The 22,990-nt window shown below is 63.0% G+C and carries 15 protein-coding genes; 8 read left to right on the top strand and 7 right to left on the bottom strand.

What is annotated here, in order from left to right:
* Positions 1-89: 89 nt before the first annotated feature.
* On the bottom strand, positions 90-2,054 hold the full coding sequence (locus A4R35_RS19185) for a hypothetical protein (protein ID WP_146747267.1): 1,965 nt from the start codon (positions 2,052-2,054) through the stop codon (positions 90-92).
* A 290-nt stretch (positions 2,055-2,344) separates the two neighbouring features.
* On the opposite strand from A4R35_RS19185, the gene A4R35_RS19190 reads away from it, so the two are divergent.
* Positions 2,345-2,917, top strand: coding sequence for a DUF1697 domain-containing protein (locus tag A4R35_RS19190; RefSeq protein WP_112432190.1), 573 nt, complete (start codon positions 2,345-2,347; stop codon positions 2,915-2,917).
* A 138-nt stretch (positions 2,918-3,055) separates the two neighbouring features.
* Here A4R35_RS19190 and htpG read toward each other — a convergent pair whose 3' ends face one another.
* Both htpG and A4R35_RS19200 read right to left on the bottom strand, forming a co-directional pair.
* A complete protein-coding gene (gene htpG, locus A4R35_RS19195; RefSeq protein WP_112432192.1) occupies positions 3,056-4,936 on the bottom strand; it encodes a molecular chaperone HtpG in 1,881 nt (626 codons plus the stop codon).
* Between the two features lie 862 nt (positions 4,937-5,798).
* Positions 5,799-7,475: a thiamine pyrophosphate-binding protein gene (locus tag A4R35_RS19200; protein ID WP_112432194.1), complete on the bottom strand. Its 1,677-nt coding sequence runs from the start codon at positions 7,473-7,475 to the stop codon at positions 5,799-5,801.
* A 421-nt stretch (positions 7,476-7,896) separates the two neighbouring features.
* Here A4R35_RS19200 and A4R35_RS19205 point away from each other — a divergent pair, with 421 nt between their 5' ends.
* Positions 7,897-9,666, top strand: coding sequence for an ABC transporter substrate-binding protein (locus A4R35_RS19205; RefSeq protein ID WP_112432196.1), 1,770 nt, complete (start codon positions 7,897-7,899; stop codon positions 9,664-9,666).
* Positions 9,667-9,691: 25 nt separating this feature from the next.
* Here A4R35_RS19205 and A4R35_RS19210 read toward each other — a convergent pair whose 3' ends face one another.
* The 4 genes from A4R35_RS19210 to A4R35_RS19225 form a co-directional block, all read right to left on the bottom strand.
* A complete protein-coding gene (locus A4R35_RS19210) occupies positions 9,692-10,576 on the bottom strand; it encodes a DegV family protein (protein ID WP_112432198.1) in 885 nt (294 codons plus the stop codon).
* A 146-nt stretch (positions 10,577-10,722) separates the two neighbouring features.
* A complete protein-coding gene (locus A4R35_RS19215) occupies positions 10,723-11,637 on the bottom strand; it encodes a glycerol-3-phosphate acyltransferase (protein ID WP_189362045.1) in 915 nt (304 codons plus the stop codon).
* A gap of 567 nt (positions 11,638-12,204) precedes the next feature.
* Positions 12,205-13,266 (bottom strand): hypothetical protein, encoded by a 1,062-nt coding sequence (locus tag A4R35_RS19220; RefSeq protein ID WP_112432203.1) that lies wholly within the window; start codon positions 13,264-13,266, stop codon positions 12,205-12,207.
* A gap of 118 nt (positions 13,267-13,384) precedes the next feature.
* Positions 13,385-14,350 (bottom strand): aromatic ring-hydroxylating dioxygenase subunit alpha, encoded by a 966-nt coding sequence (locus tag A4R35_RS19225; RefSeq protein ID WP_112432205.1) that lies wholly within the window; start codon positions 14,348-14,350, stop codon positions 13,385-13,387.
* Positions 14,351-14,726: 376 nt separating this feature from the next.
* Here A4R35_RS19225 and A4R35_RS19230 point away from each other — a divergent pair, with 376 nt between their 5' ends.
* The 6 genes from A4R35_RS19230 (at position 14,727) to A4R35_RS19255 (ending at position 22,988) form a co-directional block, all read left to right on the top strand.
* On the top strand, positions 14,727-17,027 hold the full coding sequence (locus tag A4R35_RS19230) for a protein kinase domain-containing protein (protein WP_112432207.1): 2,301 nt from the start codon (positions 14,727-14,729) through the stop codon (positions 17,025-17,027).
* Between the two features lie 304 nt (positions 17,028-17,331).
* The gene (locus tag A4R35_RS19235; protein ID WP_112432209.1) at positions 17,332-18,219 is read left to right on the top strand and encodes a class I SAM-dependent methyltransferase; all 888 of its coding nucleotides are present in this window, start codon (positions 17,332-17,334) and stop codon (positions 18,217-18,219) included.
* Positions 18,220-18,361: 142 nt separating this feature from the next.
* A complete protein-coding gene (locus A4R35_RS19240; RefSeq protein ID WP_223258410.1) occupies positions 18,362-18,763 on the top strand; it encodes a secondary thiamine-phosphate synthase enzyme YjbQ in 402 nt (133 codons plus the stop codon).
* A gap of 274 nt (positions 18,764-19,037) precedes the next feature.
* Positions 19,038-20,663 carry a serine/threonine protein kinase gene (locus A4R35_RS19245; protein WP_112432211.1) on the top strand — a complete coding sequence of 542 codons (1,626 nt, stop codon included), beginning with the start codon at positions 19,038-19,040 and terminating at the stop codon, positions 20,661-20,663.
* Positions 20,664-20,820: 157 nt separating this feature from the next.
* Positions 20,821-21,705, top strand: coding sequence for a VWA domain-containing protein (locus A4R35_RS19250; protein ID WP_112432213.1), 885 nt, complete (start codon positions 20,821-20,823; stop codon positions 21,703-21,705).
* Positions 21,706-21,797: 92 nt separating this feature from the next.
* A complete protein-coding gene (locus A4R35_RS19255) occupies positions 21,798-22,988 on the top strand; it encodes a protein phosphatase 2C domain-containing protein (RefSeq protein ID WP_112432215.1) in 1,191 nt (396 codons plus the stop codon).
* Positions 22,989-22,990 lie beyond the last annotated feature (2 nt).

Genomic DNA, 22,990 nt, shown 5'->3' on the forward strand with positions numbered 1-22,990 from the left:
GTGTTGCTGGAAGGGGGTGAGCCTGGCAAACAGGACTATGCTGACCGCCCGGGCTGTCCCGGGTCGGCGGGCGACCTAAAGGCAAGCTCTCAGGCATCGCAGCGATTGTAGATCTGGGTGAGTGCCGGGCGAAAGGCGGGATCAGCCGGTGAGATATTGTGGTCCGGAGTGATCACGACCATCAGTTCCCAGCCGGGCATCGTTGGGAAGCGTTTCAGCGTATAACGCCAGTGCTTGTGCTGCAGTGCCTGCACGATGGCTGGCGTGCTCTGATCCTGATGGACGAGTAGTAGCAGGGCATAGTGAGCTGCATGGAGCACCTTCTGGCTATAGGCCGGTACACGCGCACGCGGCTCGGTCACCAGGATCTGCTGATTGGTGACAAAGGTGATGGGGTTGCCGACCCAGGCGGTCGCCAGGGCGTAGCTGATGTGCTGCTGGCGCAGATAGGTGATGATGGGCGTATAGTCACCGGGCGCCTGAACGCAACCGGAGGTCTCGAAGGTATTATGGGTGTTGGCCATCGCGTAGGCCGAGAACTGCGTGCTGAAGTAACAGAGAAGCAGCAGCACCAGGAGCGTGGGACGCAGCAGCGACCGCCAGACGACGGGCTGCTTGCTCGGCTTGGGCCGAGGCCATGTGGTTCCTTGTCCCGCGGGAGACGGAGCTGACCAGACAGCCGAGGTCTCGCCATCGGTGGCGGCAGAGCCATACCAGCAGAGGGTCACGGCTGCCGCCAGGAAGAAAGGCAGCACGATGACCAGCGGCACCACATAGCGCCCGGTCAGATCCCAGGGCCCACAGCCGGAGTAAACGCTGGCCACTGCCAGCGGATCGAGGCAGTAGATCAGCGTCAGGCAGAGCGCGAAGAGGAGAGGCAAGACTGTCAGGCGGCGCAGGCAGAGCAATATTGGCCGGGGCCAGATCCATGAGAGGAGCAGGGCACCAGCGGCCAGCATCATTGCCAGGCCATTGATGACCAGCCCTGGCGTCAGAATCGCAGGATGGTTTTGTGTCACATATGGCTCAGTTGGTAAGGTGCCGCCGATGACGCGCGGAGCTATACAACGTGCATAGAAAGTCACAACTTCGCGCAGGATATGGAGACGGCTGCCCGGGGCCGCGATAGGATGCCCGCCGTGCAGCATATAAAGGAAATTCTCCCAACTATGCTGTGCGCCGTAGATGAGCGCCGGCCCCAATCCCAGCAGCAGTGACGGTAGGGCCGCTGGCGCAGCAAAGAAGCCCGCCTTTAGTCGGGTCCATTGACTGCTCTTGCTCTGGCCTCCCTCGCCGCTCTGCTTGTGCTGCCGCGGCCACTCCTGCCAGAGGAAGCCGGCGAGCCAGAGGGCCATTGTGGCCAGAGCGTAGGCGATCAAGGGATCGATCCAGAGGCCCAGGCCGACCAGCAGGCCGATGCCTGCCCAGCGCCAGGCCAGCTCACGCCGGCTGGCGCCCTGGTGCCAGCGCTGTGTCAGGCGCAGGGTGGCCCAGAGCAGCCAGAGCATCACGATCATGGCCTCGGTATAGCCGCCGTAGGAGCGTAGTTCCAGCACGGCATCGTAAAGAGGGGGCAGAGCAGCGATGGCTGTCGCCACTATTAGGAAGAGCCGGCGCGGGCCTGCGCGGAGGCCCGCCTCGCAGGCGAGGGCTTCGCCGCAGCGCCAGGTGAGCCAGACGAGGAGCAGCGAAGTACAGCTCATCGCGATGCGCAGGACCAGCACCGATGGCCCGGCGACGGCGAAGAAAAGGGCAAGGATGTAGGCCTCCAGGCTTCCCATATAGGCCTGGCCATAGTAATAGATCGGCCATTCGCCGCGCAGAATGTTCTCCGCCTGAATGCCGGTGAGGGCCTCGTCTCCTTCAATGACCGGGTTATGACGAATAGCCAGAAAGAGGCGCACAGCCAGGGCCAGCGCCAGACAAAGCCAGAGTGGCCAGTTCCTTGCCAGGCTCCGGCCCTTTTCCTGAAGCCGGGTCAGGGTCTGCTGGCCTGGCGATCTGCTCCAGGTCTGCTGTGGCGCCGGAGCGATCTCGCTTCCTGCTGACAGCATGCGGGCCATCCCCTCGCTTGACCTTTTCTTCTGTCGTTGCTGCCAGCAAATATACTCGGTAATTGCTAGATAGACAATCTCTATCACTCTTTTTGCCTAAGTATATCCAGGTAATCATCTCTCTTCCTATCTCTGGGAGCAGAAGCAGAACATATAAAAAAGCTGGCTACTCTCTAGCGCCAGCGTGGCAGAGCCAGGCGGAGCGGGCTGATCCTCTAGTTAGCTCAAGCGTGCTGCTGTACTGGCTGAGCGGCCAGCCAGCGAGCAGAAATGAAGGGAGCTTCAGAGAGATGACAAGCTATGTGGCCTTTTTTCGCGCGCTCAATGTGGGCGGGCACGGGGTGGTCTCCATGCCAGCTCTGAGGAGGATGCATGAGGCCCTGGGACTGCAGGCAGTCAGTACGTATATCCAGACGGGCAACGTGCTCTTCACCAGCGACGAAGGTGACGCCCTGAGTCTGGCTCGTCAGATTGAGGAGCGCTTCCTCCAGGAATTTGGCTTTGCCAGCCGGGTCGCCCTGCGCAGTGCCGCTGATCTGGAGGAGACCATGCGGGCGAATCCCTTCCTGCGAGAGGCCGAGCAGGCGCCTGAGCGTCTCGTCGTGCTATTCCTGGTTGCAACCCCGTTGCCAGAGGCAAACACAGCTTTGCAGGGACTGGCGACTGCGGGACCCGAGCAGCTGCAGCTCTCGGCGCGTGGTCAGGAGCTGTATGTCTGGTATGCTGGAGGCATCGGACGCTCAAAGCTGACGACTCTGGCCCTTGAGCGTGCCCTTGGCTGTCCTGTCACAGGACGTAGCTGGAAGACCTTGCTCCAGATAGAGCAGCTTCTCCAGCAAAGGCAAGAGAGCGAGCGGGCGTAGCCTGGGGGAGAGCGGCATCAGGGGGTCAGGAGAAACCAGCTCGCCCGCCCCGCTGTCCTCTCGACGGAGCACCGGCCAGGGTAGCGCCCTCCTGGCTTGGGACAACGGTTGCGGGCGAGACAGAAGTGAGCTGCGACTTCACTCTGTTCCCAGACGTGTCAGCAGATTGTTCAGACGGTTGACGAAGCTGATCGGGTTCTCCAGCTGGTCGCCGCTGCTGAGCACAGCCTGGTCGAAGAGCACCCAGGCCCAGTCGTTGAAGCGTGCCTCGTCCTGTTCCTGACGCAAGCGCTGGATGATCGGGTGCTGCGGATTAATCTCCATGATCGGCTTGTCGGCGGGCACGGCCTGGCCGGCGGCCTGCAGCAGGCGCTTCAGGTTGGGATCGATGCCGCCCTCGTCGACCACCAGGCAGGCCGGCGAGGTTGTCAAGCGGCTCGTCGTGCGCACATCCTTGACCTTCTCGCTGAGGACCTTCTTGAAGCGCTCCAGCAGGTCGCGTACCTCGTCAGCGCTCTTTTGGCGCTCTTCCTGCTCCTGCTTATCCTCTAGCTTGCTCAGGTCGACCTCGCCGCGCGCAATCGACTGGAAGGCCAGACCGCCATACTCTTGCAACTCGTGCTGTACGAAGTGGTCGATGGGATCGGTCCAGATCAAGACCTCGATGCCCTTCTGCTTAAAGATCTCCAGCAGCGGGCTATCCTTGGCGGCCTCGTAGCTTTCGGCCAGCAGATAGTAGATCTTATCCTGGCCCTCCTTCTTGCGCGAGACGTAGGTCTCCAGAGAGACATTCTGCTCGGGGCCACTGAGCGTCGACGCGAAGCGCAGGAGGCGGGCGATCAGGTCACGGTTGGCCTTATCCTCGACCAGGCCCTCTTTGAGCACACGCCCGAACTCGCGCCAGAAGATAGCGTACTTGCCCGGCTCCTTCTCAGCCATATCGCTAAGCAGGCCCAGGATCTTCTTGGTCGCCGTGGCGCGCATCGTATCGATGAGGCGGTTCTGCTGCAGCATCTCGCGCGAGACGTTGAGGGGCAGGTCATCGGAGTCGATGACGCCACGCACGAAGCGCAGATAACGCGGCAGCAGCTTATTCTCGATATCGTCCATGATATAGACGCGGCGCACATACAGCTTGACGCCGTGATGGCGCTCGCGCAGCCACAGATCGAAGGGTGCCTGAGAAGGAATGAAGAGCAAGAGCGTGTACTCGTGGGTGCCCTCCATGTGGCTGTGGACCCAGGCCAGCGGATCGGCGAAGTCGTGCGAGATATACTTATAGAAGTCCTTGTATTCCTGCTCGCTGATCTCGCTCTTGGGGCGGGCCCAGAGGGCCGAAGCCTTGTTAACGACCTCCTCCTCGTCCTTCCCCTCAACTTTCATGACAATGGGCAGCTGAATGTGATCCGAGTACTTGCGGATGATCGAGCGCAGACGGTAGCCGTTGAGCAGCTCGTCCTCGCCCTCGCGCAGATGCAGAATGACGTCGGTGCCGCGAGTTGGCTTCTCGATGGTCTCGATGGTATACTCGCCCTGGCCATCGGACTCCCAGCGCACTCCCTGATCGGCGGGCAGGCCGGCGCGGCGCGTCAGCAGGGTGACACGATCGGCTACCACGAACGAAGAGTAGAAGCCGACGCCGAACTGACCGATGAGCATGGCATCTTTGCGCTGGTCGCCGGTCAACGACTGGAAGAATTCGCGCGTGCCCGACTTGGCGATGGTCCCAATGTTCTGAATGACCTCCTCGCGCGACATGCCGATGCCGTTGTCGCTGACAGTGATGGTGCGCGCATCGCGGTCGTAAGAGACGCGAATCTTGAAGTCGGCATCGCGCTCGTAGAGGTCGGGATTCGAGAGGGCGTCAAAGCGCAGGCGATCGATGGCATCTGATGCGTTAGAGATAAGCTCGCGTAGAAAGATCTCTTTATTGCTATAGAGTGAATGGATCATGATGTCAAGCAATTGCTTGACTTCTGCCTGAAAGCCCAGCTTTTCTTTATGGGTTTCAACTGGCATGGCACACCTCCATGTTAGCTACGCAAATCCCCTGGGAAGCGAGATACGTCGTGTCGGTCGTAGTCGTAGCGAGTCGTCTACTGTGGCCTGTTCCGCTCTGCGGTGGTACACCTCTCCACGGTACATATGATGCCATAGGCTGTGTTAGAAGAGTGTGGGAGGAACGTTAGAAATCTGTTAGCGCCTGACTCTCTGTCAGGCTCAGGTGAACCGGCTCTGCTCGCGCCTATCTCGTGCTAGAGACAGGGCGGGCGGCTGATCTCTAAGCAGGGACAGGCCAGAAGAAGGAGCGGCCTGCCGTACAGATGGACGTTGGCCGGACTGTGGCCAGCGCTTGTTGATAAGATCCGGTGCTCGCCGCCACCTGGCTCTGGCTTGATTGATGGCTGTCGGAAACCAGGAGGAGCGTAGGTGCTGATGAGCAGACTAGTCAAGATTGGGAAGGCGTCGGATCTGGCCCTGAGCTGCCCGGTTGGGTTGGGACCTGGCCTCGCGGTAGCCTAGCTGACGCCTTGCTCTCGCCTGCTGGCCCGCCGACTGGGGGGCGGCGGCAGTGCGCTACCAGCAGCTCAGCGCCGGGCGAGGCTGGCCTTGAGTGGCCCGACAAACTGGTGCAGGCCAGCGCGACTGGAGCTATGAGTTCCCCGGCCCGCGCAAGAAGCGGCCAGCGTGAAAGAGAGGTCGTGCAGGTCCGACTCGTATCGTAGACGCGGGTGAAGAGCAGGCTCTCAGCTCGCTCTGGCCATAGATGCAACCGTTGCCTTGCAGGTTTATTGGTTACTGGTCTAACTAAGGCAAGAAGGATGTGCCCGCAGCGCCAGTCTCTGACAGACCTCAGTGACGCTGGCTCTGCTGGCTTGCCTCAACGCTGTGTCAGCGGCACTTCGATCAGCAGCGGGCGCGCCTCCTCCAGCGGCAAGGCCAGCCGCGCACGCAGCAGCCTGGCCAGCTCAGCGGGGGCCTCAACGCGCTGGCCCTCGATGTGGAAAGCGTGGGCCAGGCTCACGAAGTCAGGCGGCTCCAGCGTTGTTGCGATGCTGCGTCCGGGAAAGCGTTGCAGCTGATCGTTTTTCACTGCCGTATAGCTGGCATCATTGAAGACAATGGTGACGACCGGAATACGCTCCTGCGCTGCCGTGGCCAGCTCACCCACATTCTGCAAAAAGCCTCCATCGCCGCAGAGCGCTACCACTGGACGCTGTGGTGCAGCCAGCTGTGCCCCCAGCGCCAGCGGCAGGCCCGTTCCAATGGAACAGAGCTCGGAGGCATGGATAAAGCTGTGTGGCTCATAGACTGGAAACGCCTGGGCGGCGGCATAGCCAGCCATCGTCATATCGGCCACCACGATCCCCTCGCGCGGCAGGGCTGTCCGCAGGGCCTCCAGCCAGGGCATCACCTCGCCATAAATCTGCTGCGCTCGCTCGCGCAAAGCAGCGCGCACAGCGGCCACCTCCTCGCGGCGATCCTCATACTGCCCTGCCCTTTCCTCCAGTCCTGCCAGGAGGGCGCTCAGGGCCAGGCGAGCATCACCAACCAGGGCAACGCTGGCCGGATAGCGCTGGCCAATCTCGCCGGCATCGAGATCGACGTGGATCAGCTTCTCTGGCAAAGGGAGACGGCCCGTCTCTGCCTGGGCCTGGCCGCTGCGGTTACGCTCCAGGGCGGGCAGCGTCGTGCGTTGCATCCCTAGCTTGCTGCCAACGACCAGCGCCAGATCGGAGCGGCTCAGCAGTGGGCCAAGCGTACGCGACGGGGCGCCCCGGGTTGTGATGACCAGCGGGTGATCGTTGGGTAAGACGTCGTGACTTTTGCCGCCAAGCAAGACTGGGGCCTGCAGCAGCTCGGCCAGGCGCAGCAGCTCATGATTCGCGCCGGCGGCGCTCACCCCGGCCCCGGCGATAATCACAGGTCGGCGCGCGGCTCGCAGCAGCTCCAGGGCCGCCTGAACTGCCTCCTCATTGGGCGCCACCGCTGGCGCTTCTTCCTCTTCCAGCGCGGGCAGGGCTATCGTCTCTTGCGCTTCAAGCACGTCCAGTGGAATCTGCAGAAAGGCGCCGCGGGGCCGACCTGTGCGCATCTGGCGCAGAGCCTCAGCAATGGCTTCAGGAATCTCCGCCACGCGCTGCACTTCGTGGCTCCAGCCAACCAGAGCCTGCGCCAGACCGAGCTGGTCCTTAAGCTCGTGCAGACGGCCCCAGGAGCGCCCGCCAGTCTCGCCCGGCAGGCTGGTGGCGATGACCAGCAGCGGCAGCGAATCGGCATAGGCATCGGCCAGCGGCGTAGCAATATTGGTCACGCCCGGTCCCGTAATCACCAGGGCCACGCCAGGACGCCCGGCGATGCGCGCGTAGCCGTTGGCCATGTAGCCCGCGCCCTGCTCGTGGCGTGCCAGGACATGACGTATCCCCGGCTCATCGTAGAGGGCATCGTAGATAGGCAGATTATGTACCCCCGGAATGCCAAAAACGACCTCAATATGGTGGGCGCGCAGGCTGGCTACCACTGCCTGCCCGCCTGTCAGTGACACACTGTGCTGCATTGCTTCCTTGTTGCTCCTCGATGATCTTTCCCTTCCTTCCGCTCTGCCGGACTCAGTCGCCAGCGTTCCTTCCGGCGACGGTGGCCTGACCCTCTCTGGCCTCCTTGCCTGCTGGCGAGCGAACGGAACGAGCGGGGTGAGAGCATGGTGGCGCTGCCGCGCTGGGGGATGAGATGATCCTCCTCGCGGCGCTGCTTTCACCTTCAGGCCCGGGCCGCTATGCTTTTATCATAGTACAGGCCGTTCCTCTGTGCCAAGCTGACTCGGTGCGGTCTCGCCGGGAGAGAAAGGCACAATAGGCAGACACTGCTCGATAGGCTATAATGAGCAGCAAGCCGCCGTCTTCCGCTGCGTCTATCTACATCAGGAGAGGTTTATTAGTCCTGAACGTTCCTTCCAGGAAAGGAAGGAGGGGACCAGCATGAGCAGACGTCTGGCCCAATTGGGCTTTCTGCTCCTGTGCATTATTATCCTCTGTTGGCTCTGCTACAAAGCGAGCGGCTCCGCTCAGCTGACTGCTTTCATCGGGCTTTTGATCGGCGTCGTAGGAGTTGTCCTGCAGTTTCATGAGGCGCGCATGGGTTTCATTCGCCTGCTGAAGGCCCTTGGGGAGGATCTGGCCACGCTGGTGGCGAAGACGCGCTTCTGGGTGATGCTCACGTGCGTGCTCTTGCTGGTCTTTCTCGGCTGGAATATCGTACCGCGCGTCTGGCCGCATGTCCCCGCGGCGACGAGCTGCAGTCTGCCGCGCAACAACCTCGCCTCCTCGGCCTATCTGGGTGTGATGAAGACTCCCACTGGAGAACTGGTCGGCATCAGCGATGGCTCCGTGGTCTTGGATACCAGCCAGCCCGACCTGGCGCGCAAGCAGGAGGCGGCGCAGCAATATAGTGCTGGCAACTTGTCTGAGGCGCAGTCGCTCTGGCAAAACGCTGTCGAGCAGGTAACTAACGATGCCGAAGCGCACATCTATGCGGAAAACGTCGCCGTTGAGCAGAGTGGCCTGCCCAGCATCACCCTGGTGGTGGCAACGCGCTTCACGCCGCACTATCTTGGTGGGGCGCGCGATATCCTGCAAGGAGCCTATGTAGCTCAGCGCGTTTTTAACGATAGCCACACGCTGCGCCTGCGCCTGCTGCTGGCCAATGCCGGCAGTGGCGGAGTAGTTCAGGTCACCTGTCAGATCATTCAGGCTGCAGCGGTCTCCTCTGCCAGTGCGCCCATTGTGGGGATCGTTGGCTGGGAGCTAAGCCAGGATGTCAGCGAGAGTGTGACCCTGGTTGATCAGGCCCACCTGCCGATGCTCTCGCCGACCGCCTCCGGCAATGATCTGCGCAACCTGCCCTACTTCGCGCGCATCGCTCCACCGGATGCCCTTCAGGGTGAGGATGCCGCTCTCTACGCTCGACAGACACTGGAGGCCCGGCGAGTTGCTCTCTTCGAAGACCCGCGCGACAAGTACAGTCAGAGCCTGGCCTCCTCCTTTCGTCTGGCCTTCGAAGATGCCAGCCATCACATCACGGTTACCGAAGAATATCACGTTGGCCAGCCTGACAACCTGCCCCAGCTCCTGCAGGACGCGCTGCGTACTCAGCCGGACCTGATCTACTTCGCAGGCTATTCTGCCGATGTCAGCGTGCTGCTGGCTGCTTTGCCGCCCTGCCAGCCTGTGACCGCACTGGCGACAACGATGTGTCCGCTGGTACTGGGAGGCGATGCCCTCTACATTTATGGGAACTACGCCCAGGAGGCGCGGCCCTCCTTTCACAGCGGACGTCTCTACTTTACAGCCTTCGCCTTCCCTGATGAATGGCAGGGGCAGCCCCTACCGCAAATGGAGACATTCCTGGAGACCTACGCAGCCAGCTTCGGACCGACGCCAGCAGGCCGCAGTCCATACGGCTACACCCGGCCTGATGCCGATAGCATGCTGGCCTATGATGCTGTCTCCGTCCTGGCGGAAGCCTGCTATCGCCTCTTCCAGCAGCGTCAGCCTTTGACAGGGGCGCACCTCCAGCAGGCTCTGCTGCAGATGAAGGGCCAGCAGGCCTGGCAGGGCATCACGGGGGTCATTGCCTTTGGCAGCGACGGCAACGTCCTCAACAAGCCGGTGCTCTTGCTTCATCTGGACCAGGCAGGCCATACCCAGATCGAACAGGTATGGGGCTGCCTGATCAAAGAACGCTGCTGAGGCAGAGGATGAGCTGCCATCGGCGTCAGGCTGGCGGCTCATCCTCTGCGCTCCAGCCCAGCGTTAGCGGCGAGCGGCTGACGACGGCCACGGCGGCGGTCCCCGGGCCGGTATTGAGGGCCAGAGCGGCCCCCAGTGAGTAAATGGGCAGCTCGCCTGGATAGATGGTCTGCAGCTCGTGGCGCAGGTCGTCGGCGGCCCCGGGACTGGACTCGCCCAGGATGATGCGCTCGATGGGACGCATCGTTCTGATCAGCTGGGCGATCTGACGGCAGGCGCGTCGCCGGCTGCGAGCCAGGCCCGCGGCGACGATGTTGCCTCGCTCCAGGACCAGGATCGGCTTCAGGTCAAGCAGATCGCCCAGGGTGGCCAGGACACCATTAAGGCGTCCATTGCGGCGTACGAACTCCAGCGTCTCCAGTACACCCAGGAAGTGAGTGCGAGCGAGGACTTCCTGAGCATGGGCGCGGATCTCGGCCAGCGTACGCCCCTGGCGGGCCTCCTCAGCGGCCTGCAGCACGGCAGGCAGCATGCCGATGGCGGCGCTCTGCGAGTCGATGATCTCGATTGGCACCCGGCGTAGCTCGCTGGGTAGCAGCTCGCGGGCCAGCTGGGCGCTCTGGTAGGTGCCGCTGAGACGCGCGGAGAGCACAATGACCAGAATGCCCTCGGCCCCCGCGGCGACCAGGCGGCTGTAGGCCTGGGCAAAAGCGGCGGGCGAGGGCTGAGAGGTATGAGGAAAGACCGGCGCCGCTTCTAGACGGCGGAAGAGGGCGGCGCTGTCGAGATCGATACCGTCTAGAACAGCTTCCTGGTCGAAGAGAATGACCAGCGGCACGATGGTGATGCCGAGGGACGCGGCCAAACCCGCAGGCAGTCCCACCGTGCTATCGGTGATGACCCCTATCATTGTTTCTGCTCGCCTCTTCTCAGCTCCTTCAGGCTTTGTGGCGGCCTGCTGATCCGATCGCTCATCTTCTCCGATCTGGCCGGCGTGCCTGGCCTGCTCCAGGCTGACTGGGCCTGTCTGCTGGCGCTCTCTGTTCGACCTTTAATTTAATCGGGCGTATTGCGGTCGTAGAGCAGGCGGTAGAGCAGGGCCGAGGGCTGGCGTGTCGGGCCGTGCTCGGCATCGTCGGGCAAGGGAGCGGTCAGGCGGCGCAGCAGGAGCAGAGCGGCCAGCAGGGGAGGAATGAGTTGCTGGCGCTGTGTGCGCTCATGCTCGCGCAGGCAGACGAGCGTGAAGAGCAGGATAGCGGCCAGGCCGCTAAGAGGTACCACCTTGCTGCGGGCCGTGGCGTAGCCAGAGCCGGCCCAGGACCAGCGGGCGGCCTGCATGGGGGCACGATGGTGGGAGAGCAGCGAGCCGAGGCGCCAGAGGACACCGCTGGCCAGAGTTGAGAGGGCCAGGACGCCGGCGCGGCGGTTGATCTGCAGCGCGGCCCCGAAAAAGGCGCTCAGGCCGCGTCCGCCGTTGAAGCGCAAGAAGAGCGGCCAGCACTGGCCCATGACGCCGCAGACGCCGGCCAGTTCAGCTACCTCGCGTGGATAGCCCAGGCGGCGGCAGATGCTAATCGGCAGGTACCCTTTGGAGGCGTCGAAGAGCGCTGCGGGCACTGCCCAGCGCCGTCCCCGCTTGCCGCTGCTGAGCAGATTGGAGACGCCGACATTGCCCGAGCCGCTTTTGCGCAGGTTGACGCCGCTGCGCCGTCCGAGCCAGTAGACAAGCGGCAGCGAGCCATAGAGATAGGCGGCAAGCCAGGCGAGGACATAGCGTGAGAAAGCGGAGTGCCGCCAGGCGGGGGCGCGTTGGCGTGTCACCTGGACGGCTCGCCGGCTGGCGCGGCCCAGCGAGCCGAGATAGCGGACATAGCGCACATAGCGGGTCGATCGGCCCTGTCTGAAGCGGCTGCCCCGAGCGCGTCTGCGACGGGCATGGCTGCGGACTTCACTGATGAGAGGACTGCTCACAGGTTCGCGGACCTCCTCTCTCCTGCTGCTGCATTGCGTTGCGTCGCCGTGATGGCTGGGCTGGCCAGTGCGGGCCCAGATCAGGCCCGGCCAGCACAACAAACGGGCGCCTGTGGCTGAGCTGCTCTGGTCGCGCGGACGGCCCTGTCGTTGTTGTGATCTAACGATGGCTTGGGATTGGTCATAAGTCCAGCTCTGTTCTGTTCATTCTGCTGTTCATGGAGACCGTCGGCGCTGTGCAGCCTCACAGGCCATGTTTTCTATCATTGTACCGGTAGAGGCCGCTTTCCTGCAAGCGTTAACGAGTACACTGGTGGCAGCGAGACTAGACTAGCTGCCCGGCGGCTATTGAGCAAGCAAGGCAGGTCTGAAGAAGAGAGGAGGGGAAGAGTAAGGCCGGGGCCGACGACGAAAAAAAAGCGGCCAGAGCGGATGGCTGTCGGCCCGGCCATAAGGCCACGCCCGGCACCGCTCTGGCCCTTCTCCCCTCGCATTGCAAAAGGACGAGCTGCGAGTAGAAAGTAGCTGAGGAGAGCAAGAGCGCGCTCAGCCAGGGCGCGCCCTCGCTCAGGAAGAACGCTCCTGATCCTTTGAAAGAAGACGGCGACCCGCCCGCCGCTCCCGAGAGGACTGGCGAGCCGGCAACGGAGAAGACCGCTCAGCCATCAACAACCCCTGGCTCTGTCCCTGCTCGCCAGGAACATAGCCCAACTGCTCCAGCGCATCAGCAAGCTGGCGATAGATCTCCGCCGCATCGCCGCGCTGATGAGGCATGCGTCCCAGACTGGTGGCCGCCTCCGCCAGGCGCAAGAGCACCGCCGGAATATCGCTCTCGGGAATCCCGCTCACCTTCGTCCCGCGGTAATTGCTCAGAATCGCCTGGATGGCCTTCGGTAAACGGCGCTCGTCAACAGAACCGTCGGCCAGACGATAGGGCAGCTTCCAGGTCTCAGGGCGGCTCGGACTCCCCACATAGGCAAAGCAGGCTGCCGGCAGCCGATATTTCGGATGGAGCAGCTCCGTCGCTTCGGCCTCCAGTGTCAGGGCCGGCGCCGTCTCCGGCAACAGCCGTAGCGGCTCCGTCGTGCCCGCTGGAGAGAGGGCCGCCGGACGCGGGCGATAGATCCCGTGGATACTCAGCCACCACAGGTCAAGCGGCGGCTCCACAGCCGTCAGCGAGACAAAGGCCCGATCCTCCAATCCGCCATGACGCGGATGCGCCGCATAGAGCATCACCCCATCGCTGATAGCGATGCACTTCACGTGTTGCTCCTCCGCGTAGCGTTGCGCCTGCTCCAGGGCCCGCTCGACCGCATAGCGGTTCCAGGCCAGCGCTCCCGGACGCTTCACCTCCACCAGCAGATACTTAATGCCGTGGCGCGTCAGCACCAGATCCGCATATTGTACCTGATGATTGAGATCGGTCAGCTCCCAATCGAGCACCAGCGTAAAGAGATCCTCTAAGATATTCTCGGCCACCTTCTCCGATGCCTTGCCATAGCGCTCCTGCTCGGCCAGGCGCTGGCGCTGGCGCTCCAGAAAAGCCGGCCAGGCGCTGCGAATGCGCTCCACGCAGCGGCGATACGAAGCCAGGTGCGTGATCTCGGGCGGGTGAGAGGCCGTGCTCATGGGTTGCCCTTCTTTGTGTGCCTTCTTCTTATTGTAGGGAACGAATAACAAGACTGGTAGTAACAGTATCTACCGGCTTCTTCCTGTTACACAAGTAAAAAGGACGAGAGACACCGGCCTAGGCTGTCCCGAAGGTCACGCCCAGGCGGCGCAGCCAGCGGCGGTAAGCGATGGCCGTGCGATCCGAGCGCAGGTGCAGCTCCGCCTGCAGATCCAGCGGCAGCAGCTCGGGGCGCTGCGACTCAATCACCCGGATATCCTGCTGCATTACCATATCCTCGAAGCGGCGGATCTCCTCCTCGCTCTGCTCCCCGTAGTTTAGGGCCACATACTGCCAGGCGATACAGCGGCGCTCGCTCACCGGCGTCACCGTAAAGAACATCGCGAAGCGCGGCCCCTGCGACGTCTTCACAAAATACGCCGTCAGCGGGCGCAGCACGCGGTACGTATAGGTCACCTCAGCGCCCTGGCCGCTGCCATCGGGATTCGGCTGCCAGACCGTAATATCGCGGGCCGTAATACCATCCTCGCCCGTCTCCACTGTATAATCATTGATGGCCGCATGGGACGGATCGCCCAGGAGGCCCGCATGAACGTAAGGAAAATGCGCCACATCGAGAAAATTCTCGATCGCGCGCGGTCCACTGGTCTCAACAGAGTATGGGCCGGTATGCACCTTGCGGAAACTGGCATCATCCCACTCGGGAAAAGCTGGCACCTCATGCTGAGGCTCGCCCAGCGTCACCCAGACCCAATCGTAGCGCAGGCAACTCCGGTAGACGCGCGCATGGGCCGTCGCTGGCGGCTTCTGCTCAGGATGGGCCGGGAAGCGCACGCAATGCCCCTCCTCATCGTAGGTCCAGCCGTGATACGGACAAATCAAGCAGCCGTCTTCGACACGCCCCAGCGAGAGGCGCGCGCCGCGATGCACACAGAGATCGCGCCAGACGTGGACACGCCCGTCAACCTTCCACAGCACCAGGTCCTCATCGAGTAAGCGCGCCGCCACCGGCTGGCGCTCAGGTAAAGCCGGCGCGTAGGCTACCACATGCCAATCGTTGAGCAAAACGGGGTCATTCAACATAGGGCCGTGCTCGTTGCTCCCTTCTTACCTCACAAGCTAGCTGCAGGCTACCAGTCGAGTGGCCGCCGATCCCTGGCCAGGGCCTCGGATCAGTAGCCAACTGGCTGGCACGCTTCAGTATACCGGGTGGCTGCAGGTGCCGGCAACAGGCAATCAAGCTGACAGTCAGACAAGCGAAGAAAGCAACGCCATCAGTACTATTTTCTCCCGTTCAATGGGACTTTTGTCCCGAAAAAAGGGAGCGTACGCTATAATAAGCCCGAGGAGGGCGGGAAGGCGGTTGCGCCAGCGAAGCGCACCACGGTGAGACACAGCGAAGCACAGCATAGCACACAAAGCATGCAATGCAACCATAGGACAGGGTCGAGACGGGCCGATGATAGACTATGCAGGGCAACGACTCGGTAACTACCGTCTGCTCAAGGTGCTTGGCAGCGGCGGCTTTGCCCGCGTCTACCTGGGCGAGCACATCTATCTCAAAACGCCAGCAGCGATCAAGGTGCTACAGACGCGCCTGACGCAGGATGCCCTCAATCAATTTCTGGCTGAGGCGCGCACGATTGCGCGTCTCTCGCATCCGAACATCATCCGCGTATTGGAATTTGGCATTCAGGACGAGACACCCTATCTGGTGATGAACTACGCCCCCTACGGCTCACTGCGCCAGCGTCATCCTGCCGGCAGTGTTCTGACACCGGGGCGAGTGCTCTCCTATGTGCGCCAGATGGCAGCGGCTCTGCAGTATGCGCACGAGCGCCAGATTATCCATCGCGATGTCAAGCCTGAGAATATGCTGCTCGGCGATAATTTCGTTCTGCTGCTGAGCGACTTTGGCATTGCCATGCGCGCCCCGGGGGCTGGCGTGACGCGTACGCCCTACGCGCCGCCCAACGCCGCCGGCACGACAACCTATATGGCGCCGGAGCAGATCGACGGAGCACCGACGCCGGCTAGCGATCAGTATGCCCTGGGCGTGGTCGTCTACGAGTGGCTCTGCGGCAGTCCACCCTTTGTTGGCGGGGAGATGCTGGTCGCCCTGCAGCATCTGCAGGCCTCCCCGCCGTCGTTGCGTGAGAAACAGCCCACCATCTCGCCAGCCATCGAGATGGTGGTCCTTAAGGCCCTGGCCAAAGACCCGCGCGAGCGCTTTGCCAGCGTCGCCGACTTTGCCCGTGCCCTGGAAGCTGCCTTCGCTCAGGCCGCCGATGAGCCGACCGTTGAGGTCCCCGCGGCCCGGCTGGCGGTTGCCGCTCCCGCCGCACCAGAGGCGGAGGCCTGGCGTCCAGGCAGGCCGCTCCTCTTACCCGCGCGCCTGGCCCCAGCGACTGAAACAGGACGCCAGCCAGCTCAGCCCGCCGCTCTGGTGGCGCGCGCCGAACGCCCGGAGAGCGCAGAGTCATCCGCCGAAGCGCTCTCTGTCGACTCTGCGGAAGCGGCCCCAGCAGCGCCGTCCTATGCTGGCACCGAAGCTGACACCGCCGGAGCCAACGCCAGCAGGCCGCGCTCAGCGCCGCTCGCGCTCCCGGCGATGCCGGTGACCCCCGCGCCCCCCTCTCAGCTACCACGACGCTGGCTCCGCTGGCTGCGTCCGGCCCTGGAGGCCCTGCCCCTGGGGAGACCACTCACCCCCGCGCAGCCGCTCTCACGCCGCCAGGCCCTGGTCAGAATCGGGGCCCTGGCCCTGCTCAGCGCCGCTACCTGCGATCTCGCCGTAACCACTCTGGAGGAGCAGCTGGCTTCGCTGCGTGGCCTGGGTCAGCCTCCGGCCCCAGCCTCTCACCCGCGTCCCACGGCCACCGCCCGGGCCAGGCCCTCACCCTCGCCTGCGGAGCGTCCGGCCAGCCCAACGCCACAGGCCCAGGCGACCGCTCAGGCCCTCATCATGGGCATTAACAGCCGTCCTGCCCTGGCCTCCTGGGGCGTGCGCCAGCTCGATCTCTTTATCCGCGCTGTCGACAATACGCTCTGGCATCGCCATTTCGACGGGCACTGGCAGAGCTGGGAGCGACTCAACGGCTCGCTGGCCTTCGATCCCGTGGCGGTAGCCTGGGGTCCTGAGCGCTTCGATCTCTTTGTGCGCGGCGTCGACAATAGCCTGCTGCATTGCTGGTTTGATGGCTCCTGGCACAACTGGGAGAGCCTGGGCGGCTCGCTCACCTCGAATCCTGCAGTGGCCTCCTGGGGGGCCGGACGCCTGGATGTCTTCGCCCGCGGCGTTGATAACGCCCTCTGGCACAAGTGGTACGACGGCCTCTGGCATGACTGGGAGTCGCTGGGCGGCGTGATCACCTCGGCCCCGGCAGCCGTCTCCTGGGGCCCGGGCCGCCTGGATGTCTTCGCCCGCGGCGGCGATAATGCCCTCTGGCACCGCGCCTTTGACAACAGCTGGGGCCCGTGGGAGTCCCTCGGCGGCAGCTTCATCTACGATCCTACCGCGGCCTCCTGGGGGAGTCACCGTCTGGATGTCTTCGCCTGCTCGCCCGCCGGCTCACTCCTGCACCTGGCCTACGACGGCAGCTGGCACTCCTGGGAATCATTTGGTGGACATCTGGTCTCGTCGCCGACCGCCATCTCCTGGGGACCTGCCTATATCGATGTATTCGCGCGCACTGACACAAATGCTCTGCAGCACCTGTGGTTTGATGGCAGCTGGCACCCCTGGACGCTGCTCAACTGAGCCAGGCTACTACGCTGCATCTTCCTGCTTGACGTGCCATCCCTGATGGTCTATCCTGGAGCGTGTCCCTGTGGGTTGGCCGCACGCAAGAAGGAAGAACTGCCGTCTGCCGTGCCCACGAGAGCTTGATCATCGCTGATGTGTAGGTCTTTGCCTGCTATGCCGACACAGACCAGTAGCGTGAGCGCAATCGACAGCGCTGAGTAGCTCCTCTGGCGACTGCTTCCCGGCTTGCCTGCCCGCCCTGGATGCGCCTGGCCTACCGTTCGCTGGAAGTTCAGAGAAAGGACGGAACAGAAACGCAATGGCTACCTCTGATCATCCTGCCCCCTCTCCTGAGCCTACTGCCCAGAGTCAGTATACGATCGATGCTGAGGATGCTGCCGAAACCTCACGCCTGATGATGCAGGACCAGCTGCTGACGCAGGCTATGGGGGGCTTGCTGCCCGAGTTGACAGCCGAGGAACTCAGCAGCGTGCGCCGGGTTCTTGATATCGGCTGCGGCCCCGGTGGCTGGGCGCTGGCGCTGGCGGCTGCCTATCCCTCGATGGAGATCGTCGGCTTCGATATCAGCGAGACGATGATCCGCTACGCCTTTGCTCAGGCACGCGTGCGCGGCCTGACGAACGTCTCTTTCGAAGTGATGGATGCCCGCCAGCCTCTGGCCTTTCACGACGCCTCGTTTGATCTGATCAATGCCCGCTGGATCTTCGCCTTTATGGATCAGGAGAGCTGGCGCTCACTGATTGCTGAGTGCTGGCGCCTGCTGCGCCCTGGTGGACTGCTGCGCCTCTCAGAGCCTGAATTGACGGTGACGAATAGCCCGGCCTTTCAGGAGATGATGGGCCATCTCTACACGGCCCTGGCTCGCCTGAAGCGTACCTTTTCGGTCGATGGCCATACCAGCGGCGTGCCCTATATGCTCGGCAAGCTGCTGTCGGAGGCCGGCTTTGTGGCCATCCGCAAGGCGCCGTATGTTGTCGATGGCTCCTATGGCAGCGAGATGTATGCTATCAGCGTGAAAGATGCAGAGGTGGCTTTCGCTCTGACGAAGCCATTCTTGTTACGCTTCGCCTCTCTGAGCGAAGCCGAGTTTGATGCCCTCTATGAACGGATGCTGTTGGAAATGCTGAGCGAAGACCATGTTGGCCTCTGCTACGCCCTGACCATCTGTGGACGCAAGCCCAGCTAGCAACTTGGGTGCCTGCCGGTAGAGGTCGCGCGCTGAGATCTGCCAGCCCCGGATAGAGCAGACTCCCGCCCCGGCGCGGGCGGCTCTGGTCGGGCCTGGCAAGATGGAGAGACGCTATTGCTGAACACTGGAGGATCAAGCTATGGCTGAAATGAAGATTCTGGCCGTCGAAACCCGTGACAAGGATCAAGTCATCGATATCACCGATACAATTGAGCAACATCTGCGTAACGTGCAGCAAGAGAATGGCCTGTGCACCATCTTTGTGCCGCATACGACCTGCGCGGTGGCGGCGATGGACCTTGACCCGGGCACCGACCTCGATTTTCTAGATGCCTTGCGCCGCCTGCTGCCGCCGATCCGCTACCGGCACCCGCACGATCCGGCCCATGCGCCCGACCATATTCTGGCGACCCTGATCGGGCCATCGCTCGTGGTGCCCTACGCCCGGAGCCGCCTGCTGCTGGGTACCTGGCAGCGCGTCGTGCTGGTTGAGCTGGATGGACCACGGCGCCGCACGCTGCACCTGACTTGCTCCAGTTAATTGTCTGCCTGGAGATGGCTCCCGGGAGGCTGACTTCACTTCAGCCTCCTGACCCTGGCCTTGATCCGTTTTGCCTCCCACTGATTGCCGCTGCTCACCGGGGTGCTATCCTGAGAAGCGGCCTCTCTTGCCAGGAAGATTTTGATGTGCTATCCTCTCCACAGGAATCAATTTGTTAAATATAACTGCGCTTTCATTCTGTTTCCGTTGCTATGTGTTGCTGAAAAGCGGCCCTGGACAAGCCTGGTAAGCGCTCCTGAGCAAGGGGGGGCCTATGAGCATCGAGATTAAGTGTTCAGATCTGCTCGGCCAGCGCGTCGGCCACTACCAGCTGGTCGAGGTCCTTGGGAGTGGTGGTTTTGCCTGCGTCTATCGTGGCCAGTGGGGAGCAGGCCAGGAGGTCGCGCTCAAGATCAGCCGGCGCTCGCTGGATTCGCCAGAGAGCCGCTCGGACTTCGAGCGCGAGGTGCGCATCGTTTCGCGTCTCAATCATCCCAACATTATCAGACTCCTCGACTATGGCATCTATGAGGTGGAGCTGCGCGGCCAACAGCTAGCCCTCCCCTACCTGGTGATGCCGCTGGCCCCCGGTGGCAGCCTGCGTCAACTCATTCCCCGTGGCCAGCGCCTCCCGCTGGAGCAGGTGGTGACCTACGTCCAGCAGGTGGCCGCAGCTCTGCAGTATGCTCACGACTTCCGCGAGCCTGATGGACGGGCGAATGCTGTTCTGCACCTTGACGTCAAGCCAGCGAACATGCTCGTCGGGGAGCGCGGCCAGATCTGGCTGAGCGATTTCGGTATTGCCATCATCGGACATAAGACGCTGCGAGCCGCTGATCCGCAAGCGGCTGCTCAGGCCTTGCTCGCCGAGGAAGAGGTGTGGGGCTCGCCCGAATACATGGCGCCCGAGCGATTTGATGGTCAGCGCCGCCGCGCCAGCGATCAGTATGCGCTGGCTGTGACCTGCTACGAATGGCTGGCTGGCGCTCCACCCTTCAGCAGCAGTGCCCCGGACCTGCTGGCTCGCCAGCAGGAACTGATGCGGCTCCAGCGGACGCAGCCACCGCCGTCGCTGACAGCTCGCTTTGGCGATATTCCCCCGGCGGTTGAGGCCGTGATCTTTAAGGCTCTGGCCAAGGAACCCGATCTGCGCTATCCATCGGTCAAGGCGTTCGCCGAGGCCCTGGAGCAGGCTGTCGCCCAGAGCCGCCCGTCGCAGTTCAGTGCCAGGCCCGCGCCTATCCCCGCGCCTATCCCCGCGCCTATGCCTACGCCTGTCGCTCCCCCTCCGCCTCTCTCTCCGCCGCCCCCCACACCTCTTTCGACGCCTGCTCCCATGCCGACCTCAACACCGGCCTCAATGCCTGTCTCACCATCGCCAGCGATCTTCCTCAGAAGCCAGTTCTCCCTCCCGGGCGCCGGCGCTGTCTCGGGCACGCTCCCCGCGTTCTCCCCTGGCTTCCTCAAGGAACCCGCCTTCTCACTGGTGCCGCCGGCGGTCAAGCCTGCGCATTTCTTCAGCGGTCACCGTTCTTTTCTTCTTCTACCTGATTTCAGACTATTCCGCTTTACCCATTGTCTGCTCATCGTCCTGGCCGGACTGCTTTTCCTGGTCACGCTGCCGCAACTGTGGCCTCTGATTCTGCTCTCGATCCCTCTAATGATCGCTCTCTTTTACCTGTCGATTAGTCGTCGTAAGCCCCTGGCGATGCAATTGCTGGCGTTACCTGTGGCTCTCTATTATGCTGTGAGTTGTGGGCAGCTCTGTATATGGCTGATTGCGCGACTCGGGCCCAGGCTGCCGCTCCTCTCCCTGGTGGCGCTGCTGCCAGCCCTGGCTGCCTGCGGCGCCGCGCTCTATAGCATCCATCGCTATGGAGTGCAACGCCTGCGCTGGTGAGGGATGGAGGAGCACGGCCCAGTCTGCGCTCGGCCAGTGCTCGCGTTGCTCCGCATCTTGATCTAGGTAAAGATACGCAAATTTATCGCTTAGATGGCGTTCTCCCGGTAGGAGATCAAGCGTCAGCTATCTGCGGTGAGAGAGGAGCAGGAGAGTTATGCCCTATAGCCAGCCGTGGAATAGTCGTCAGCCAGGCTGCCTTATCCTGCTGCTGGACCAATCGGGGTCGATGGACGAGCCGTTTGGTCTGCAACAGGCCGGCGGTGGGCGACGCAAATGCGAGATGTTGGCGACGGTCGTCAACGGTTTCCTCAACGAGCTGATCACGGCCAACACGGTCATCGACAAGAACGGCATGCCCGAGGTGCGTCCGCGCGCGGAGGTGGCCATCCTTGGGTACAGCGGAACCAGCGTGACGTCGGCCCTCAAAGGTGGGCTGGGGCGTAAGGAGTTTGTGACCCTGGGTGAGCTACAAGATCAGCCCCTGGCGGTAGAGCGGCGCAAGAAGCGCGAGCTAGATGAAACGGGGACCGTCTACGAGGTCGAGGTCTCCTTCCCGATCTGGGTGAAGCCGGTCGCCGGGCAGGGAACGCCGATGTGCGCGGCCCTGCGGCGCGCAGCCGAACTGGCCCAGCGCTGGGCCGCGGCCAATCCCCAGAGCTATCCGCCGGTAGTGATCAATGTGACCGATGGCATGTCCACCGATGGAGATCCGACTGCCATCGCCCAGGATTTATGTCGTGTAGCCACTGCTGACGGTCAGGCCCTGCTGTTTACGGTCCACCTGACAAATCTCAACAGTGCGCCGGTAGAGTATCCGGCCACGGAGAGCGAGCTGCCCAACGATCCCTATGCGCAATTGCTCTTTCGCATCACCAGCCCGGTGCCTGAGACCAGCCTGGCGCAGCTCTCAGCGATGCTGCATCGCGATCTCAGCCCGGGGGCGCGCGGCCTGATCTTCAACGGCGATGCTGTCTCGGTGCGTCTGATGTTCAATTTCGCCAGTATTCCGGCGACCCAGCTCCTTGATCCGAATCGCTGAAGAGGGGCCAGGCTCTGGGTGACGAGCTGGCAAACTGACCAGGATGCGCTCTCTGCGCCATGCCGGCGGGGGGCTGAGGAGGCGATCAGCCAATGTTTGCCGAGATCTCAATTCTGGAATACTGGAAGTCGGAGCACGACCTCAATACGCTGGAGGATGCCTGCGCTCTCGATGCCGGGCGTGGACTCTTCGCTGTGGCCGATGGCGCCGGAACGACGCTCTTTGCACGCCAGTGGGCTATGGCGCTGGTGGAACTCTTTGTGTCCTGCCCGTTGCTGAGCGCCGATCCCTTCGAACTGGACTGGTGGCTTGGTCTGGCCCGCGCGCGCTATACGGAGGGGCTGCCTGCACCCGAGCGGCTGCCGCCGGCGGTGCGCCAGAAATGGCGGCGTGAGGGCAGCCAGGCAACACTGGCGGCGCTGCGGGTCGTCGAGTCGGAGCCGGAGTATGCGCTAGTCAAACTGCTGGCGATCGGCGATAGTTGCCTGCTCTGGCGCCCGGCGGGCGGCGAGGTGGTGGAATCCTTCCCGCTGCGTTCTCCGGCTGAGTTTGCCAGGCCACCGCTCTGCCTGCCTTCGCAGGCGGCCCTCTTCCGACGCTCTTTCCATCGCCTGCAGGAGCAGTGGCTGAGGCTCAGGCCGAACGATTGCGTCATGCTGGCCACTGATGCACTGGCGCGCTGGATTCTGGCCGGCGGCGATGGCAGTCTGACCCCCAATCAGTGCTTTGAGCTGGTGGCCCGGCAGGTGCCGTCTTCGTGGGAGGCCTTCGTCGAGGAGGGCCGTGCGTTGCGAGGGCTGGCCGATGACGATTGCACTGCGGTGGTCCTGACCTGCCGCCGTACGCTGAGCGAGCGCGCTATTCTACTGGGAACAACGCAGTCGTATCAGGCAGCACTGCAGCAGGAACGTCGCCGCGCCTTTGAGGAGGCGCGCCGCGCGGGAGACCGTCGCCGGATGGCCGTGCTCTACGGTGACGGAACTGCTTTCCAGGAGCAGGATCTGGTCATCTTCCCTGGCGAGATCGAGCTGGCGCGCTGTGTAGCCGAGGCGCTCGATGAGCTGCTCTGGCAGCTACGTCCCCTGCTCAATCGTGCCGATGCGGCTGAGCAGGCGGCTCTGCTCTGGCAGCGCTATGCCCCGCTCCTGGCTGCCGAGCCGTGCGCTGCCTCGCTGCGGCGGACGCTGGCGGCCCTGGGCGTGCCTGGGGTCGCGGTTGAGATCGGGGAGAGTGAAGAGGCTCAGCCGGGTGAGAGGCCCGTCCGGGGAGAAAGGACGGAATAGCG

Source organism: Thermogemmatispora tikiterensis (genome assembly GCF_003268475.1).
Lineage (GTDB): Bacteria > Chloroflexota > Ktedonobacteria > Ktedonobacterales > Ktedonobacteraceae > Thermogemmatispora > Thermogemmatispora tikiterensis.